This is a genomic window from Nocardioides albidus (assembly GCF_006335005.1).
In the GTDB taxonomy this organism is placed as follows: domain Bacteria; phylum Actinomycetota; class Actinomycetes; order Propionibacteriales; family Nocardioidaceae; genus Nocardioides; species Nocardioides albidus.
The window spans coordinates 14,803-31,267 of record NZ_VDMP01000016.1 but is presented as its reverse complement, the minus strand read 5'-3'; the positions used below and the strand labels follow the sequence as shown (position 1 = coordinate 31,267).

At 69.1% G+C, this 16,465-nt stretch carries 21 protein-coding genes; 20 read left to right on the top strand and 1 reads right to left on the bottom strand.

The window, feature by feature from the left end:
* Positions 1 to 32 precede the first annotated feature (32 nt).
* The 13 genes from rpsH (at position 33) to FHP29_RS03610 (ending at position 11,684) form a co-directional block, all read left to right on the top strand.
* Positions 33 to 437, top strand: coding sequence for a 30S ribosomal protein S8 (gene rpsH / locus FHP29_RS03670; protein WP_056894487.1), 405 nt, complete (start codon positions 33 to 35; stop codon positions 435 to 437).
* Positions 438 to 469: 32 nt separating this feature from the next.
* Positions 470 to 1,009 (top strand): 50S ribosomal protein L6, encoded by a 540-nt coding sequence (rplF, locus tag FHP29_RS03665; protein ID WP_139621510.1) that lies wholly within the window; start codon positions 470 to 472, stop codon positions 1,007 to 1,009.
* A 2-nt stretch (positions 1,010 to 1,011) separates the two neighbouring features.
* Positions 1,012 to 1,395 (top strand): 50S ribosomal protein L18, encoded by a 384-nt coding sequence (gene rplR, locus FHP29_RS03660; protein WP_139621613.1) that lies wholly within the window; start codon positions 1,012 to 1,014, stop codon positions 1,393 to 1,395.
* A gap of 26 nt (positions 1,396 to 1,421) precedes the next feature.
* Complete coding sequence (rpsE, locus tag FHP29_RS03655) at positions 1,422 to 2,066, top strand: 30S ribosomal protein S5 (protein ID WP_139621509.1); 645 nt, start codon at positions 1,422 to 1,424, stop codon at positions 2,064 to 2,066.
* A complete protein-coding gene (gene rpmD / locus FHP29_RS03650) occupies positions 2,066 to 2,254 on the top strand; it encodes a 50S ribosomal protein L30 (protein WP_139621508.1) in 189 nt (62 codons plus the stop codon). The genes rpsE and rpmD overlap by 1 nt, the downstream gene beginning before the upstream one ends.
* A gap of 1 nt (position 2,255) precedes the next feature.
* Entirely contained in the window at positions 2,256 to 2,696 is a 441-nt protein-coding gene (rplO, locus tag FHP29_RS03645; protein WP_139621507.1) for a 50S ribosomal protein L15, read from the top strand.
* A gap of 182 nt (positions 2,697 to 2,878) precedes the next feature.
* The gene (gene secY / locus FHP29_RS03640; RefSeq protein ID WP_139621506.1) at positions 2,879 to 4,192 is read left to right on the top strand and encodes a preprotein translocase subunit SecY; all 1,314 of its coding nucleotides are present in this window, start codon (positions 2,879 to 2,881) and stop codon (positions 4,190 to 4,192) included.
* Entirely contained in the window at positions 4,189 to 4,764 is a 576-nt protein-coding gene (locus FHP29_RS03635) for an adenylate kinase (RefSeq protein WP_192903957.1), read from the top strand. Before secY ends, FHP29_RS03635 begins: the two co-directional genes overlap by 4 nt.
* Positions 4,765 to 4,771: 7 nt before the next feature.
* Positions 4,772 to 5,614, top strand: a complete 843-nt coding sequence (map, locus tag FHP29_RS03630; protein WP_275669415.1) for a type I methionyl aminopeptidase — start codon at positions 4,772 to 4,774, stop codon at positions 5,612 to 5,614.
* 10 nt (positions 5,615 to 5,624) lie between these two features.
* Positions 5,625 to 6,755 carry an isochorismate synthase gene (locus FHP29_RS03625; RefSeq protein WP_139621505.1) on the top strand — a complete coding sequence of 377 codons (1,131 nt, stop codon included), beginning with the start codon at positions 5,625 to 5,627 and terminating at the stop codon, positions 6,753 to 6,755.
* A 205-nt stretch (positions 6,756 to 6,960) separates the two neighbouring features.
* Positions 6,961 to 8,022, top strand: coding sequence for a TerC family protein (locus FHP29_RS03620; RefSeq protein WP_139621504.1), 1,062 nt, complete (start codon positions 6,961 to 6,963; stop codon positions 8,020 to 8,022).
* Positions 8,023 to 8,064: 42 nt separating this feature from the next.
* Positions 8,065 to 10,479 (top strand): FHA domain-containing protein, encoded by a 2,415-nt coding sequence (locus tag FHP29_RS03615; protein ID WP_139621503.1) that lies wholly within the window; start codon positions 8,065 to 8,067, stop codon positions 10,477 to 10,479.
* A gap of 158 nt (positions 10,480 to 10,637) precedes the next feature.
* Positions 10,638 to 11,684, top strand: a complete 1,047-nt coding sequence (locus tag FHP29_RS03610; RefSeq protein ID WP_139621502.1) for an LLM class flavin-dependent oxidoreductase — start codon at positions 10,638 to 10,640, stop codon at positions 11,682 to 11,684.
* Positions 11,685 to 11,699: 15 nt separating this feature from the next.
* On the opposite strand, the gene FHP29_RS03605 is transcribed toward FHP29_RS03610, so the two are convergent.
* On the bottom strand, positions 11,700 to 12,128 hold the full coding sequence (locus FHP29_RS03605) for a hypothetical protein (protein ID WP_158296456.1): 429 nt from the start codon (positions 12,126 to 12,128) through the stop codon (positions 11,700 to 11,702).
* Positions 12,129 to 12,347: 219 nt separating this feature from the next.
* On the opposite strand from FHP29_RS03605, the gene infA reads away from it, so the two are divergent.
* From infA to rplQ, 7 genes are all read left to right on the top strand, one after another.
* Complete coding sequence (gene infA / locus FHP29_RS03600) at positions 12,348 to 12,569, top strand: translation initiation factor IF-1 (RefSeq protein ID WP_028656368.1); 222 nt, start codon at positions 12,348 to 12,350, stop codon at positions 12,567 to 12,569.
* Between the two features lie 44 nt (positions 12,570 to 12,613).
* On the top strand, positions 12,614 to 12,727 hold the full coding sequence (rpmJ, locus tag FHP29_RS03595; RefSeq protein ID WP_004008316.1) for a 50S ribosomal protein L36: 114 nt from the start codon (positions 12,614 to 12,616) through the stop codon (positions 12,725 to 12,727).
* Between the two features lie 158 nt (positions 12,728 to 12,885).
* Positions 12,886 to 13,260, top strand: coding sequence for a 30S ribosomal protein S13 (rpsM, locus tag FHP29_RS03590; RefSeq protein ID WP_139621500.1), 375 nt, complete (start codon positions 12,886 to 12,888; stop codon positions 13,258 to 13,260).
* 61 nt (positions 13,261 to 13,321) lie between these two features.
* Positions 13,322 to 13,723 carry a 30S ribosomal protein S11 gene (rpsK, locus tag FHP29_RS03585; RefSeq protein WP_038681087.1) on the top strand — a complete coding sequence of 134 codons (402 nt, stop codon included), beginning with the start codon at positions 13,322 to 13,324 and terminating at the stop codon, positions 13,721 to 13,723.
* 40 nt (positions 13,724 to 13,763) lie between these two features.
* Complete coding sequence (gene rpsD / locus FHP29_RS03580) at positions 13,764 to 14,372, top strand: 30S ribosomal protein S4 (RefSeq protein WP_139621499.1); 609 nt, start codon at positions 13,764 to 13,766, stop codon at positions 14,370 to 14,372.
* A gap of 113 nt (positions 14,373 to 14,485) precedes the next feature.
* The gene (locus FHP29_RS03575; protein WP_139621498.1) at positions 14,486 to 15,508 is read left to right on the top strand and encodes a DNA-directed RNA polymerase subunit alpha; all 1,023 of its coding nucleotides are present in this window, start codon (positions 14,486 to 14,488) and stop codon (positions 15,506 to 15,508) included.
* 373 nt (positions 15,509 to 15,881) lie between these two features.
* Positions 15,882 to 16,463: a 50S ribosomal protein L17 gene (rplQ, locus tag FHP29_RS03570; protein ID WP_139621497.1), complete on the top strand. Its 582-nt coding sequence runs from the start codon at positions 15,882 to 15,884 to the stop codon at positions 16,461 to 16,463.
* Positions 16,464 to 16,465 lie beyond the last annotated feature (2 nt).

Sequence of the window (16,465 nt, the reverse complement as noted above, 5' to 3'; positions counted from 1 at the left end):
AGGGGAAACCGCAGCAGAAGGAAACACACATCATGACGATGACTGACCCGATCGCAGACATGCTCACGCGTCTGCGCAACGCCAACCAGGCGTACCACGACGCGGTGACCATGCCGTACAGCAAGCTCAAGGAGGGCGTTGCGGAGATCCTCAAGCAGGAGGGCTACATCACCTCCTACGGGGTCGCCGACAACGAGAACGGCGTCGGCAAGCTGCTGACCGTCACCCTCAAGTACGGCCGCAACCGCGAGCGCTCGATCGCCGGCGTCCGCCGCATCAGCAAGCCCGGCCTGCGGGTGTACGCCAAGCACACCGGCCTGCCGAAGGTTCTCGGCGGCCTGGGCGTGGCGATCATCTCGACGAGCCAGGGCCTGCTGACCGACCGCCAGGCCAACCAGAAGGGCGTGGGTGGGGAAGTCCTCGCCTACGTCTGGTGACCCGGAACCGCTGAGGAAGGAGAGAGAAGAACATGTCGCGCATCGGCAAGCTCCCCGTCCCGGTCCCGGCTGGGGTCGACGTCCAGATCGACGGCGCCACCGTCACGGTCAAGGGTCCCAAGGGCACCCTGAGCCACACCGTGGTCGCTCCGATCACCGTCGAGAAGGGCGAGGGCGTCTTGGACGTCAAGCGTCCTGACGACGAGCGGGTCTCGAAGGCCTACCACGGCCTTTCCCGCACTCTGATCAACAACATGGTCGTCGGTGTCACCGAGGGCTACGAGAAGAAGCTCGAGATCGTGGGCGTCGGCTACCGCGTCCTCTCGAAGGGCCCGACGCAGCTCGAGTTCCAGCTCGGCTACTCGCACCCGATCATCTTCGACGCTCCCGAGGGCATCACCTTCACGGTGGAGGGCCCGACGAAGCTCGGTGTGGCCGGGATCGACAAGCAGCTGGTCGGCGAGGTCGCCGCCAACATCCGCAAGCTTCGCAAGCCCGAGCCCTACAAGGGCAAGGGCGTCCGGTACTCCGGCGAGCATGTCCGTCGCAAGGTCGGAAAGGCTGGTAAGTGACCATGGCGATCACCCTCAAGCACCAGCGGAACCTCTCGGCTCGCGCCAGCTCCAAGCTGCGCCGCCAGATCCGCGGTCGCAAGAAGATCTCCGGCACCACCGAGCGTCCGCGCCTGGTGGTCACCCGGTCGAGCAAGCACATCACCGCTCAGGTCGTCGACGACCTGGCCGGCAAGACCCTGGTCTCCGCGTCGACCCTCGAGGGCGACCTGCGCGCCTTCGACGGCGACAAGACGGCCAAGGCGAAGAAGGTCGGCGAGCTCGTTGCCGCCCGTGCCAAGGAGCAGGGTGTCGAGTCGGTCGTCTTCGACCGGTCCGGCAACAAGTATCACGGTCGCATCGCGGCCCTGGCCGATGGCGCCCGCGAGGGCGGCCTGACCTTCTGAGACGCGAACAGGACTGAGGAGAAATCATGAGCGGACCCCAGCGCGGACAGCGTTCGGGCGGCGATCGTGGCGGCCGTGGTGGTCGTGACGGCGGCCGCGGCGGCGCCGACAAGAGCCAGTACGTCGAGCGCGTCGTCGCGATCAACCGTGTCGCGAAGGTCGTGAAGGGTGGTCGTCGCTTCAGCTTCACCGCCCTCGTGATCGTCGGCGACGGCGACGGCCTGGTCGGCGTCGGCTACGGCAAGGCGAAGGAAGTTCCCGCGGCGATCGCCAAGGGTGTCGAGGAGGCGAAGAAGAACTTCTTCCGCGTTCCCCGCGTCCAGGGCACGATCCCGCACCCGGTCCAGGGTGAGAAGGCCGCCGGCGTGGTGTTCCTGCGCCCGGCCGCGCCCGGTACCGGTGTGATCGCCGGTGGACCGGTGCGTGCGGTTCTCGAGTGCGCCGGCATCCACGACGTGCTCAGCAAGTCGCTGGGCTCGTCCAACCAGATCAACATCGTGCACGCGACCGTCGCGGCGCTCCAGATGCTGGAGCAGCCGGAGTCGGTGGCCGCACGACGCGGGCTGCCTGTCGAGCACGTCGCCCCGGCGGCGCTGCTCAAGGCCAAGGCCGAGGGCGAGGCCGCCGCGGCGGCCGCCAAGGCCTCGGCTCCCGAGGCGGTGTCCCTCTGATGGCACAGCTGAAGGTCCAGCAGACCAAGTCGAAGATCGGCGCCAAGGCCAACCAGCGCGAGACGCTGCGCAGCCTCGGCCTCAAGCGGATCGGCGACGTCGTGATCAAGGAGGACCGTCCCGAGATCCGGGGCATGGTCCACACCGTCCGTCACATGGTGACGGTCGAGGTCGTCGGAGGCGAGTGAGATGACGCTCAAGCTGCACCACCTGCGCCCGGCACCGGGCGCCAAGACCGCCAAGACCCGCGTGGGTCGTGGTGAGGGATCCAAGGGCAAGACCGCCGGTCGTGGTACGAAGGGCACCAAGGCCCGCTACCAGGTCCCGGTCGCGTTCGAGGGTGGCCAGATGCCGCTCCACATGCGGCTCCCGAAGCTCAAGGGCTTCAAGAACCCCTTCAAGGTGACCTTCCAGGTCGTCAACCTCGACCGGATCAGCGCGCTGTTCCCCGAGGGTGGCGACGTCACCCCGGAGACGCTGGTCGCCAAGGGCGCGGTCCGCAAGGGCGAGCCCGTCAAGGTGCTCGGCCAGGGCGAGCTGACGGTCAAGGTGTCGGTGAGCGCGAACGCGTTCTCCGCATCGGCCAAGGAGAAGATCGAGAGCGCCGGCGGGACCGTCACGGTTCTGTGAGGCACACGCGAGGGGCGCGGTGGGCTGGCTTCGACCAGCATGCCGCGCCCCTCGCGCATCCCCGGCGCGCAGCGTCATCGCAACACCTTGCCTGTTAGGCTTCCCGCGGCCGTTCCCTGTCGGGAGTCCACGGGGGCGAAGCCCCCGTGCGTGCGGCAGCCAGGAGTAGAAAGAGGACCCGAGTGCTCACCGCGTTCGTGAACGCCTTCCGGACACCGGACCTGCGGCGCAAGCTGCTGTTCGTCCTGTTGATCATCGTCATCTTCAGGGCCGGATCGCAGATCCCGGCACCTGGCGTGCACGTCTCCAACGTGGAGAAGTGCATCAAGGTGGTCGAGGAGGGCAGCAACGCCAGCCTCTACAGCCTGGTCAACCTGTTCTCCGGCGGAGCACTCCTCCAGCTGACGATCTTCGCGCTCGGCATCATGCCGTACATCACCGCGAGCATCATCCTGCAGCTGCTCGTCGTGGTGATCCCGCGCCTGGAGGCCCTCAAGAAGGAGGGCCAGGCCGGTCAGACGAAGATCACCCAGTACACCCGCTATCTCACGCTCGGTCTCGCGGTCCTGCAGGCCACCGGCATCGTCGCCCTCGCGCGCACCGGCAACCTGCTGCAGGGCTGTGACGCCACACAGTTCCCGCTCCTGCACAGCAACGACACGACGACCTTCCTCGTCCTGGTCGTGACCATGACCGCCGGCACCGCCGTCATCATGTGGCTCGGCGAGCTCATCACCGAGCGCGGCGTCGGCAACGGCATGTCGATCCTGATCTTCACCCAGGTGGTGGCGACCTTCCCGGCCTCGCTGTGGCAGGTGAAGATCAGTCAGGGCTGGTGGACCTTCGGCATCGTGGTCGTCATCGGCCTGGTGCTGGTCGCCGCGGTCATCTTCATCGAGCAGGCCCAGCGGCGCATCCCGGTGCAGTACGCCCGCCGCATGGTCGGTCGCAAGATGTTCGGCGGAAGCTCGACCTACATCCCGCTCAAGGTCAACCAGGCCGGCATCATCCCGGTCATCTTCGCCTCGTCGCTGCTCTACCTGCCGGCGATGGCGGTGCAGTTCAACCAGGAGAACCCCAACAAGTTCATCCGCCTGGTCAACGAGTACCTCGTCGACCAGGGACACCCGGTGCACATGGCGGCATACTTCGGGCTGATCATCTTCTTCACCTACTTCTACGTGTCGATCACCTTCAACCCGCAAGAGGTGGCCGACAACATGAAGAAGTACGGCGGCTTCATCCCCGGGATCCGGGCGGGCAAGCCGACCCAGGACTACCTGTCCTACGTCCTGTCCCGCATCACGCTGCCGGGCGCTCTCTACCTGGGTCTGATCTCGCTCGTACCGCTGATCGCGTTCGTGCTGATCGATGCCAACCAGAACTTCCCCTTCGGTGGAACGTCGATCCTGATCATGGTCGGCGTCGCCCTCGACACGGTGAAGCAGATCGAGAGCCAGCTCCAGCAGCGCAACTACGAAGGATTCCTGCGTTGAGGCTTCTGATCATGGGCCCGCCGGGTGCCGGCAAGGGCACCCAGGCGAAGGCCGTCGCCGACCACTTCGGCGTCCCGGCCATCTCCACCGGCGACATCTTCCGCGCCAACGTCGGCCAGGGCACGCCGCTCGGCGTGGAGGCCAAGCGCTACATGGACGCCGGGGAGTACGTCCCCGACGAGGTCACCAACAAGATGGTCCGCGACCGGATCGCCGAGCCGGACGCCGAGAAGGGCTTCCTCCTCGACGGCTACCCGCGCACCCTGGCCCAGGTGACCGAGCTCGACGCGATGATCGACGCGACCGGTCACCGGCTCGACGCCGTGCTGTGCCTGACCGTCGACCGCGAGGCCGTCGTCGGCCGCCTGCTCAAGCGCGCCCAGATCGAGGGCCGCGCGGACGACACCGAGGACGTCATCCGGCGCCGCCTCGAGGTCTACGCCGAGGAGACCGAGCCGCTCATCGAGGTCTACGGCGAGCGCGGCCTGGTCGTCTCCGTCGACGGCATGGGCGAGGTCGAGGAGGTCCAGCAGCGGATCTTCGACGCCCTCGACGACGTGCCCGAGAGCTGACCCCCGCTTGTTCTTCGACCAGCACCGGATCGAGCTCAAGACCCCGGAGCAGGTCCGCGTCATGCGTGCGGCCGGCCTCGTGGTCGGCCGCACGCTCGCGCGACTGCGTGACGCGGTCCGCCCGGGCGTCACCACCGCCGAGCTCGACGCCCTCGCCGAGCAGACGATCCGCGAACAGGGCGCCGTTCCGTCGTTCCTCGGGTACGGCGAGCCGCCGTTCCCCGCGAGCATCTGCGCCTCGGTCAACGACGAGGTGGTGCACGGCATCCCCGGCAGCCGGGTCCTCGTCGAGGGCGACGCCATCTCCATCGACTGCGGCGCCATCGTGTTCGACGACGCCGGCCAGGGCTGGCACGGTGACGCCGCGATCACCGTCGCGGTCGGCACGGTGCGGGACGAGGTGGCCGAGCTGATGCGGGTCACGGAGGAGTCGCTGTGGCGGGGCCTCGCGGCGGCGCGCGCCGGCGGCCGGGTCGGTGACATCTCGCACGCCGTGGCGTCGTACGTCCGGGCTCAGGGCGACTACGGCATCGTCGACGGCTACACCGGCCACGGCATCGGCACGGCGATGCACATGGAGCCCGACGTCCCCAACGAGGGCCGGCCCGGACGCGGTCCGCGGCTGCGCGAGGGGACCGCGCTCGCCGTCGAGCCGATGATCACGCTCGGCACGCACGACAGCGACGTGGCGGCCGACGAGTGGACGGTCGTCACGAGCGACGGCAGCTGGGCGGCGCACTACGAGCACACCTTCGCCCTCACCGAGGCGGGGGTGTGGGTGCTCACCGCCGAGGACGGCGGTCGCGCCCGGCTCGAGGCGCTCGGCGTCCCGTGTGGGGCTCTCGATTAGTCTGGACCCCATGGCGCGGGAACCGATCACCCCGGCGGCTCTCGCGGCCCGACCGATGCTCTTCGCCTCCGGCGAGGAGGCCTACGTCGCCCGCTCGGTGCGCCGCACCTGGGAGGTCGCCGACGGCGCCGATCATGGGTGGGCGGACGCGGTCGTCGCCGACCTCGAGCCGGGGGAGCGGGCACTGTGCGCTCTCTCGTTCGCAGCCGGCGCGCCCGGGATCGCGCACTTCGCGACCGGCTCCGAGCACGCGCTGCAACGTCCGGACACCGAGGCCACCGTCGAGCGGACCTACGAGGTCACCGAGTTCCCCACCGCGGACGAGTACGCCGTCATGGTGGCCACCGCCCTCGAGCGGATCGCGTCCGGGGACATCCACAAGGTGGTGCTCGGCCGCTGCCTCGACGTGGTCAGCTCGCCACCTCTCGTGCCGGCGGAGATCATCGACCGGCTGCTCACCACGCGCCCGGGGCGCTACGTGTTCAGCGTGCCGCTCGACGCCTCGCCCCACGGCGACGGCCCGAACCTGGTCGGGGCCAGCCCCGAGCTCCTCGTGCGCCGGGAGGGAGCGGTCATCTCGTGCACCCCGCTGGCCGGCTCGGCGCCGCGCTCCGACGACGAGGCGGAGGACCTGCGCCGCGCGGCGAGCCTCCAGGAGTCGGCGAAGGACCTCGCCGAGCACGCCTTCGTCGTCGAGGCGATCGTGCACGCCCTCAAGGACGTGTGCGTGGAGATCGAGTACCCCGCGACGCCGGAGCTGCTCTCCACCGACACGGTCTGGCATCTCGCCACGCCGATCCACGCGCGCCTCGCCGACCCGGTCGACGGCCCGAGCGCCCTGCGCCTGGCCCAACTGCTGCATCCCACGCCGGCCGTCGGCGGGGTGCCGACGGCAGCCGCCAACGCCGTCATCGCCGATCTGGAGGGCGACCTGCGCGACTGGTTCGCCGGCTGCGTCGGCTGGGTCGACAGGCACGGCGACGGCGAGTTCGCCGTGACCATCCGCGCCGCCGTGATGGACGGCCCGCGGCTGCGGCTGTTCGCCGGCGCGGGGATCGTCGCAGGCTCCGATCCCGCGGCCGAGGTCCGCGAGACCGGCGCCAAGCTCGCCACCATGGCCCGGGTCACCGGCCTGCCCTGAGCGCCTGATTGGACCAGCACCCGGCGGACGTGGAAGGATCCGGGGCACCAGGGGGGAGTATTCCTTCGCTGCGGGCTCGTCATCACGAGCGGTCGAAGTCGCCCGCTCCGGTCCCGTAGGCTGCGACACGGCGTACCCGCCGTCGGCAGCGGAAGAGACCTCGGGCGATCAGTCGACGCATCCGCCCCCCTGAAGGGACACCTCTATGGACGTGACCAGCCTGGAATGGACGATCACCATCGCGGTGACCGTCGGAGTCCTCCTCTTCGACGTCGTCGTCATCGCGCGCGACCCGCACGAGCCGACCATGAAGGAGTGCGCCGTCGCGCTCTGCTTCTACGTCGGCGCGGCGCTCGCGTTCGGTGCGTTCATCCTGCTGCACCACGGGCACGACTACGGCATCGAGTTCTACACCGGCTGGCTCACGGAGTACTCGCTCTCGATCGACAACCTGTTCGTCTTCATCATCTTGATGGCGGCGCTCAAGGTGCCCCGGAAGTACCAGCAGGAGGCGCTGCTCGTCGGCATCGTCCTCGCGCTCGTGTTCCGCGGCATCTTCATCGCGCTCGGCTACGCGCTGATCGAGAACTTCAGCTGGGTCTTCTACCTCTTCGGTGCCTTCCTCGTCTACACCGCCGTCAAGCTCGTGAAGTCCTACGGCAGCCACGAGGACGAGCATCCCGAGGACAACGCCGTCGTCTCCTTCGCCCGCAAGCACATGCGCGTCGGGGAGGCCTACCACGGGCTCAAGCTCTGGTACGTCGAGAACGGTGTCCGCTTCGTGTCGCCGATCGTCATCGTGATCATCGCGCTGGGCGTCACCGACATCCTGTTCGCGCTGGACTCGATCCCCGCGATCTTCGGGATCACGCAGGAGCCCTACCTCGTCTTCACCGCCAACGTGTTCGCGCTGATGGGCCTGCGCCAGCTGTACTTCCTGCTCGGCGGGCTGCTGCAGCGCCTGGTCTACCTCTCGCTGGGCCTGGCCTTCATCCTCGCCTTCATCGGCGTCAAGCTCGTGCTCCACGCGCTGCACGAGAACGAGCTGTCGTTCATCAACGGCGGCCACGGCGTGCACGGCGCTCCGGAGATCTCCTCGCTGTTCAGCCTGGGCGTGATCATCGTGACCCTGGTCGTCACGGCGGTCGCCAGCCTGATGAGGTCCTCGGGCGGGGACGACCACCTCCCCGACCAGCTCTCCGACCAGGCCGTGAGCCCTCGCGACCCCAGCGACGTCGACGACACCGCCGGCCCCGACTGGCGCTGACCGTCCCTGCCCCGCCCGGGCCCACGTCCTAGGGTGTCGGTCGTGGATCGACTCCAGGTGCAGTGGGCCGGGCGGACGCGGACCTTCGAGGGTCCGCAGGTCGTGGTCGGGCGTGAGCTCGACTGCGACGTGCCGGTCACGGACGCGAAGGCGTCGCGCCACCACGCCGTACTGCGGGTCGAGGACGGCGTCTGGGTCGCGGTCGACACCAGCAGCAACGGCACCTTCGTGTCGGGGCAGCGGATCACCCGGCTGCCGCTGACCGCAACCCCGGTCAGCCTGCACCTCGGAGGTCCGGTCGGCGAGCCGGTCGTCATGACCGTGCTGGTGTCGGCGCTCGCGCCACCCCCGCCGCCCCAGGCGTCCCCGCCGCCCCCACCAGCCCCGTCACCCCAGCCAGGCCCCCAGGGCGAGTTCTGGAAGAACCTCCCGCCCCCGCAGGTCCCCGCGAGCGGCGGGCCGGTCGACGCGTGGCGCCCGGCCGGCGTACTGCCTCCGGGCCAACTCCCGCACGGTCACTCCGTGGTGCTGCCGCGACAGCTCCAGGCGGGGCGGTCGCTGAGCATCGGGCGCGATCACGGCAACGACGTCGTGCTGGCCGACCCGCTGATCAGCCGCCGCCACGCGCGCCTGGACCCGGCGACCCCGACGAGCCTGGCCGTGCTGCACGACCTGGGCTCGTTCAACGGCACCTTCGTCAACGGCCAGCGGGTGCAGGGCTCCGTCCGACTGCCCGTCGGGTCCGAGGTCATCTTCGGCAACCAGACCTTCCGCTGGGACGGCCACCAGCTGATCGCGTCCGCGACGGCCCACGAGTTCACGCTGTACGCCGACGGGCTCACCCAGGTGGTGGCCGGCGGCAAGAGGCTGATCGAGAACATCTCCTTCAAGCTCGAGCCGCGCAGCCTCACCGCCGTGATCGGTCCGTCCGGTGCGGGCAAGTCGACCCTGCTCGGCGCGCTCACCGGCCTCAAGCCGGCCAGTCACGGACGGGTGATCTGGCAGGGGCACGACCTCTACCAGCACTACGACCAGCTGCGCTTCCAGATCGGTCTGGTGCCCCAGCAGGACATCCTCCATCCGCAGCTCAAGGTGCGTCAGGGCCTGCGCTTCGCCGCCCAGCTCCGGCTGCCGCCCGACACGACCGCGCAGGAGTGGGACGCGCGGGTCGGCCACGTCGCCGGACAGATGCAGCTGACCGAGCGGATGGAGAACCGGATCGGCACCCAGCTCTCCGGAGGCCAGCGCAAGCGGGTCTCCATCGCCACCGAGCTGCTCACCGCGCCGCCGCTGCTCTTCCTCGACGAGCCGACCTCGGGTCTGGACCCCGGTCTCGACCTCGAGGTGATGCGCCAGCTGCGCAGCCTGGCCGACGACGGACGGGTGGTCATGGTCGTCACCCACTCGGTGCTGGCGCTCGACGTGTGCGACAACGTGCTGGTGCTCGCGCCCGGAGGGCGGATCGCCTACTTCGGCCCGCCCGCCGGGGTGCTCGCCCACTTCGGCAGGACGAACTATCCCGAGGTCTTCGACCTGCTCGACGACGCCGATCTGTGGCAGCGGATCCCCGTGCCCCAGCACGCCGTGGACACCTCCTCGCTCGCGCAGCAGTCGTACGGCGCCGCCGTACCCGCCGCGCCGCGCCAGTCGGTGGCGCGGCAGCTCGGCACGCTCGTCCAACGCAACCTGGCCGTCGTGCTCGCCGACCGGCTGCTGCTCGGCATGCTCGTCCTGCTGCCCCTGATCCTCGGCGGCCTGAGTCGCGTCGTCCCCGGGAACCACGGGATCTCGGTGCTCGAGGCGGGCGGCAGGATCGGCGAGGCGCAGCAACGGCTCACGGTCCTCATCGTCGCGGCCTGCCTGATGGGGACCGCGCTCGCGATCCGCGAGCTGGTGGGGGAGCGGCCCATCTTCCGGCGGGAGTACGCCGTCGGCCTCTCGCCCGGCATCTACTTCACGAGCAAGGTCCTCGTGCTCGGGACCGCCGCCTTCCTCCAGGGCCTGGTCGTCACCTTCCTGGCCACCGTGGGCCTGCCCGGCGCCGACGGCAGCGCCGGCACCCTGCGGGTCGCGCTCGCGATCGCACTGCTGTCCACGGTGATGGTCGTCATCGGCCTCGCCCTCTCGGCCCTGGTGACGAGCACCGAGCAGACCATGCCGGCCCTGGTCGGCCTGGTGATGCTCCAGCTGGTCCTCTCCGGAGCCCTGTTCGAGATCGCCGGGCGGGTCCTGCTCGAGCAGATCGCCTGGCTCTCGCCGTCGCGGTGGGGATACGCCGCCTCCGCGTCCGCCATGAGACTCGTCGATGCGTTCGAGGGCACCGGCAAGGAGGACTGGATCGCCGAGAGCGGCGCGGGCCACTACCTGATGGACCTGTTCCTGCTGGGACTGCTCGGCGCCGCCGCGTTCGGGGCGGGACTGCTGCTCACCCGCCGCAGCGCCACAGCCGACGACTGAGGCTGCTCGGGGCGTGCGGTTTCATCACGGGATGTAGGTGAGTCCCCGCTGCCCCGGGGGAACTCCGCTACAGAACCGCCGGTTGGCCTACATGCCGTGATGAAACCGCGGGACGCTCAGCGGGAATGCCGGGAGCGCCCAGCGCCTTGGACCTGACGATGTCTCTCGCGCTCTCCGTCCTCGACCTCGTCCCCGTCCGCAGCGACCAGTCCACGGGGGACGCGCTCGCCGCCACCCTCGACCTGGCCCGGACCGCCGACCGGCTGGGCTACCGCCGCTTCTGGCTGGCCGAGCACCACAACATGCCGGCGGTCGCGGCCACGAACCCGCCCGTCCTGATCGGCCTGGTGGCGTCGGCGACCGAGCGGATCCGGGTCGGTTCGGGCGGCGTGATGCTGCCCAACCACGCGCCGCTGGTGGTCGCCGAGCAGTTCGCGCTGCTGGAGGCGGCCTTCCCGGGCCGGATCGACCTCGGCATCGGGCGCGCGCCGGGCACCGACCCGGTCACGAGCTGGGCGCTGCGGCACGGAGCCGGCGGAGTGAGCGACGAGGCGGTCACCCACTTCCCGGAGTACGTCGACAACGTGCTCGCCATGATGGAGCCGGCCGGTGTCGGGCTGGCCCTGCGCGGGGCCCAGCACGTCCTGCGCGCCACCCCGGCGGCACGGTCGGTGCCGCAGATCTGGCTGCTCGGCTCCTCCGACTACTCCGCCCGCCTCGCCGCGGCCAAGGGCATGCCCTACGTCTTCGCCCACCACTTCTCCGGCTCCGGCACCGCCGAGGCCCTGGAGCTGTACCGCTCGACCTTCCAGCCGTCCGACCGGCTCGCCGAGCCGCGCACCTTCCTCACCGTGAACGCCTCGGTGGCCGACACCACCGAGCAGGCTCAGCGCCTCGCGCTGCCCCAGCTGCTGCAGATGCTCGCGCTACGCACCGGCCAGCCGCTCGTCGCCCAGCGCACCGTCGAGGACGCCGAGACGATCGTGGACGCCGGCCTGCCCGAGGCACACGAGAGCCTGATCGACGCCATGCGGCGGCGCTGGGTGATCGGCGACGCCGAGAGCGCACGGTCCCGGGTGAGCGAGCTCGCGGCGTCGTACGGCGTCGACGAGGTGATGGTCAACCCTGTCGGCGGCGCTCTGCGCGGCACGGATCCGCGCACCTCGCCCGCCCGTGAGCGCACCTTGGAGCTCCTGGCCGCCTGACCCGCCTCGCCCGGGTCAGGAGTGTGGCCGTTGGCGGCCAGAGCGCAACAGATGCTCGATGGCGAGACCGGTGCCGATCCAGAGCCCGAACAACACCGTGCCCACAAGAGTCCCGACGTAGATCGCTCCCCAGATCCCGGACTCCGCCAGGTAGGCGACCGTCCCCAGGAGAAGGACTGCGAGTGCCCACAGCACCGCGAGGGTCTGGCCGAGGCGTCGCCCGGGGATGCTCATCGCGATGCTGGAGAAGGCGACGTAGGACGCTGCGATGAGCCCGAGGATGGGGCTCGGGCCCCGGAAGGTCAAATAGGTGGCCGCGATCCAGATGAGTCCTGCCACCACGAAGGCCAGCAGCCGGGTGCCGTGCACGTTGCCCTCCCGCGGTTCCCGCGACTCGGCGGAACTGCATTCCGCGCCCAGGCGGCGACGGTATCCGACATTCATCGGGGTTTCACCAGATTCGGACATCGGGGCGCGCGGCGACGCCCTGGCTCGACGTCGGGGATTGGGAGTTCGCTGGGGCCGCGCCATAGACTGGCGTGTCGGTCCAACGTGGGTTCCGTGTGTGGTGCACGGCCCACGAGGTCCACTCGGTCGCCAAGGGCAAACTGAGAGGTTCCCGGACCACCGGTAGACACAACATCCCCGAGCAGATTGTGAGACATGGCGAAGAAAGAAGGCGTCATCGAGATGGAGGGCTCCGTCGTGGAGGCCCTTCCGAACGCCATGTTCCGCGTGGAGCTGAGCAACGGCCACAAGGTCCTTGCCCACATCAGCGGCAAGATGCGCCAGCACTACATCCGGATCCTCCCCGAGGACCGCGTGGTGGTGGAGCTGTCGCCGTACGACCTCTCGCGCGGGCGGATCGTCTACCGCTACAAGTGACGCCCATCGGCGTCACTTCCCGCCACTAGCAAGAAAGGGCTGACATGAAGGTCAACCCGAGCGTGAAGCCGATCTGTGACAAGTGCAAGGTGATCCGTCGCCACGGCCGCGTCATGGTCATCTGCGAGAACCCGCGCCACAAGCAGCGCCAGGGCTGAGACCCCGCCTACAACTGAATACCTCATCAACGTGATCGCTTAGCCGTCGTACGACGGCGAATCACCTCCGGAGCGGATGGCCGGAGCTGGGCACGACGCAACACCTGCCCGGATGCATCACGACCAGACCACCGTGACTGTTCGAAAGGGAAGCCACCATGGCACGCCTCGTCGGAGTCGACCTGCCGCGCGACAAGCGCATCGAGGTCGCACTCACCTACATCTACGGCATCGGCCGTACCCGCGCCCAGCAGCTGCTGAAGGCCACCGGCGTCAGCCCGGACCTTCGCGTCCACGAGCTGGGTGACGAGGAACTGGTCAAGCTCCGCGACGAGATCGAGGCGAACTTCAAGATCGAGGGTGACCTCCGTCGTGAGGTTCAGGCCGACATCCGTCGCAAGATCGAGATCGGCAGCTACCAGGGTCGCCGCCACCGCATGGGCCTTCCGGTCCGCGGTCAGCGCACCAAGACCAACGCTCGCACCCGCAAGGGCCCGAAGCGCACGGTTGCCGGCAAGAAGAAGGCGAAGTGATCTGAGCCGACGGCTCAGCACCGCCTCCTACCACAGACCAGCTTTCTCAAGGAGATAACGCATGCCTCCCAAGGCTCGCGCGGGCGCCAAGAAGGTCCGCCGCAAGGAGAAGAAGAACGTCGCTCAGGGCGAGGCCCACATCAAGAGCACGTTCAACAACACGATCGTCACGATCACCGACCCGACCGGTGCGGTGATCTCGTGGGCCTCTGCCGGCACCGTCGGCTTCAAGGGCTCCCGCAAGTCCACCCCGTACGCCGCTCAGATGGCCGCCGAGGCCGCTGGACGCCGGGCGATGGAGCACGGAATGAAGAAGATCGACGTCTTCGTCAAGGGCCCGGGCTCGGGCCGCGAGACGGCGATCCGCTCGCTGGGTGCGATCGGCCTCGAGGTCGGCACCATCCAGGACGTGACCCCCGCCCCGCACAACGGCTGCCGCCCCCCGAAGCGCCGGCGCGTCTGAGCGTCTGAGCGTCGGTTCCAGGACTTAGAGGAGAACTTCAATGGCCCGTTACACCGGACCCCTGACCAAGAAGTCGCGCCGTCTCGGCGTCGACCTCGTCGGCGGCGACGCCGCCTTCGAGAAGCGCCCCTACCCTCCCGGCCAGCACGGCCGCGCGCGGGTCAAGGAGAGCGAGTACCGCAACCAGCTGCAGGAGAAGCAGAAGGCCCGCTTCACCTACGGCGTGCTGGAGAAGCAGTTCCACCGCTACTACGAAGAGGCTGCCCGTCGCCAGGGCAAGACCGGCGACAACCTGCTCCAGCTCCTGGAGTGCCGCCTCGACAACGTGGTCTACCGCGCCGGCTTCGCCCGCACGCGCCGCCACGCCCGCCAGCTGGTGACCCACGGTCACTTCCTGGTCAACGGTCGGAAGGTCGACATCCCCTCCTTCCAGGTCACCCAGTACGACATCATCGACGTGCGCGAGAAGTCGCTCGAGATGACCCCGTTCATCGTGGCTCGCGAGACCCACGGCGAGCGGATCGTGCCGGCCTGGCTCGAGGCGCTCCCCAACCGCATGCGCATCCTGGTCCACCAGGTGCCCGTGCGCGAGCAGATCGACATGCCGATCCAGGAGCAGCTCATCGTGGAGTACTACTCCAAGAAGTAGTGCCCTTGCAGTCGGGGGCGGCGACGCCCCCGACTGCCTCCGCTCATCTCTTCTCCATTCCGCACCACGTCTGGGTCCTCATATAGCGGTCGGCCCGGAAAGGAACGAAACAAGTGCTCATCGCACAGCGCCCCACCCTCTCGGAGGAGACCGTCGACCAGTTCCGGTCGCGCTTCGTCATCGAGCCCCTCGAGCCCGGCTTCGGCTACACGCTCGGCAACTCGCTGCGTCGTACCCTCCTCTCCTCGATCCCCGGTGCCTCCGTCACGAGCATCAAGATCGACGGCGTCCTCCACGAGTTCTCGACCATCGAGGGCGTCAAGGAGGATGTCACCGAGATCATCCTCAACCTCAAGGGCCTCGTCGTCTCCTCCGAGCACGACGAGCCGGTCACCATGTACCTGCGCAAGTCGGGTGCCGGTGACGTCACGGGTGCCGACATCGCGCCGCCCGCCGGCGTCGAGGTCCACAACCCCGACCTGAAGATCGCCACCCTCTCCGACAACGGCAAGCTCGAGCTCGAGCTCGTCGTCGAGCGCGGCCGCGGCTACGTCTCGGCCGTCCAGAACAAGGGCGCCGACAACGAGATCGGCCGGATCCCGGTCGACTCGATCTACAGCCCCGTCCTCAAGGTGACCTACAAGGTCGAGGCCACCCGCGTCGAGCAGCGCACCGACTTCGACAAGCTCGTCATCGACGTCGAGACCAAGCCGTCCATCCTGCCCCGCGACGCCATCGCGTCGGCCGGAAAGACGCTGGTCGAGCTCTTCGGCCTGGCCCGTGAGCTCAACGTCGAGGCCGAGGGCATCGACATCGGCCCCTCGCCCGTCGACGAGCAGCTCGCCGCCGACCTCGCCCTCCCGGTCGAGGACCTGCAGCTGACCGTTCGCTCCTACAACTGCCTCAAGCGGGAGGGCATCCACACCGTGGGTGAGCTCCTCAGCCGCTCGGAGCAGGACCTGCTGGACATCCGCAACTTCGGTGCGAAGTCCATCGACGAGGTCAAGGCCAAGCTGCACGAGATGGGCCTCTCCCTCAAGGACAGCGCGCCAGGCTTCGACCCGTCGGCCGCCCTGGCGAACTACTCCGACGACGAGGACGACGACGAGTCGTTCATCGAGTCCGAAGAGTTCTGAGTTGAATTTGGCCGAGCGTGTCGCCTTCGGTGCACTCGCCCGGGCCGCTGGCCCGGGCTCGCGCACCGAGCGGCTTCGCCGCAGGGCGACACGCTGCCGGCCTCGCAGTCGAGTTTCGCTGGGCTAGAGATGGCCCGGCGGCAGGACAAGTTCATAGCGTGAGCGTGTCGCCAGTCGACGAGGCTTCGCCGCAGGGCGACACGCTGCCACGCCGCGGTTGGCTCCCGTAGGACCACCGTCGGTCTGGCGGCAGCACACAGCACCACCTGCAGCATCGCCGGAGCAGTCTCGCTCCGGTTCAGATTCCGGTACCTGACACGGCCGGACCTAGCACCCGGTACCTCGTACGGCCGGGCAGGAAAGAGAGATCAAGATGCCCAAGCCCAAGAAGGGTCCCCGCCTCGGCGGTGGCGCCGCGCACCAGCGCCTCATCCTGTCGAACCTGGCCACCGCGCTCTTCGAGCACGGCCGGATCACGACCACCGAGGCCAAGGCGCGCATCCTGCGCCCGTACGCCGAGAAGCTGATCACCAAGGCGAAGAAGGCCCACGCCGGCGAGAACCCGCTGCACCAGCGTCGCGAGGTCCTCAAGGACATCCGCGACAAGGGCGTCGTCCACACCCTGTTCGAGGACATCGCCCCGACCTTCGCCGAGCGTCCCGGTGGCTACACCCGGATCACCAAGATCGGCAACCGGGCGGGCGACAACGCCCCCATGGCGGTCATCGAGCTGGTGACCGAGGCGTTCAAGCCGTCCGCGCCGAAGGCCACGAAGGCCGCCCCGGCTCCGGTCGAGGAGGCTCCGGCTGAGGAGGCCCCGCAGGCCGAGGAGACCGAGGTCGAGGAGACCGAGGCCACCGAGGTCGAGGCCCGCGAGGCCGAGGCTGAGGTCACCGAGGAGGCTGCCGAGGAGGCGCCCGCCGAGGAGTCCGCCGAGGACACCGAGAAGGCCTGAGC

Coding starts and splice junctions, on each gene's coding strand:
- rplR (WP_139621613.1), top strand. CDS start 1,012: ATGGCGATCACCCTCAAGCACCAGCGGAACCTCTCGGCTCGCGCCAGC.
- rpsE (WP_139621509.1), top strand. CDS start 1,422: ATGAGCGGACCCCAGCGCGGACAGCGTTCGGGCGGCGATCGTGGCGGC.
- FHP29_RS03610 (WP_139621502.1), top strand. CDS start 10,638: ATGTCTCTCGCGCTCTCCGTCCTCGACCTCGTCCCCGTCCGCAGCGAC.
- rpmD (WP_139621508.1), top strand. CDS start 2,066: ATGGCACAGCTGAAGGTCCAGCAGACCAAGTCGAAGATCGGCGCCAAG.
- infA (WP_028656368.1), top strand. CDS start 12,348: ATGGCGAAGAAAGAAGGCGTCATCGAGATGGAGGGCTCCGTCGTGGAG.
- FHP29_RS03625 (WP_139621505.1), top strand. CDS start 5,625: ATGGCGCGGGAACCGATCACCCCGGCGGCTCTCGCGGCCCGACCGATG.
- rpsH (WP_056894487.1), top strand. CDS start 33: ATGACGATGACTGACCCGATCGCAGACATGCTCACGCGTCTGCGCAAC.
- rpmJ (WP_004008316.1), top strand. CDS start 12,614: ATGAAGGTCAACCCGAGCGTGAAGCCGATCTGTGACAAGTGCAAGGTG.
- FHP29_RS03605 (WP_158296456.1), bottom strand. CDS start 12,128: ATGAATGTCGGATACCGTCGCCGCCTGGGCGCGGAATGCAGTTCCGCC.
- rpsK (WP_038681087.1), top strand. CDS start 13,322: ATGCCTCCCAAGGCTCGCGCGGGCGCCAAGAAGGTCCGCCGCAAGGAG.
- rplQ (WP_139621497.1), top strand. CDS start 15,882: ATGCCCAAGCCCAAGAAGGGTCCCCGCCTCGGCGGTGGCGCCGCGCAC.
- rplO (WP_139621507.1), top strand. CDS start 2,256: ATGACGCTCAAGCTGCACCACCTGCGCCCGGCACCGGGCGCCAAGACC.
- FHP29_RS03620 (WP_139621504.1), top strand. CDS start 6,961: ATGGACGTGACCAGCCTGGAATGGACGATCACCATCGCGGTGACCGTC.
- rpsD (WP_139621499.1), top strand. CDS start 13,764: ATGGCCCGTTACACCGGACCCCTGACCAAGAAGTCGCGCCGTCTCGGC.
- rpsM (WP_139621500.1), top strand. CDS start 12,886: ATGGCACGCCTCGTCGGAGTCGACCTGCCGCGCGACAAGCGCATCGAG.
- rplF (WP_139621510.1), top strand. CDS start 470: ATGTCGCGCATCGGCAAGCTCCCCGTCCCGGTCCCGGCTGGGGTCGAC.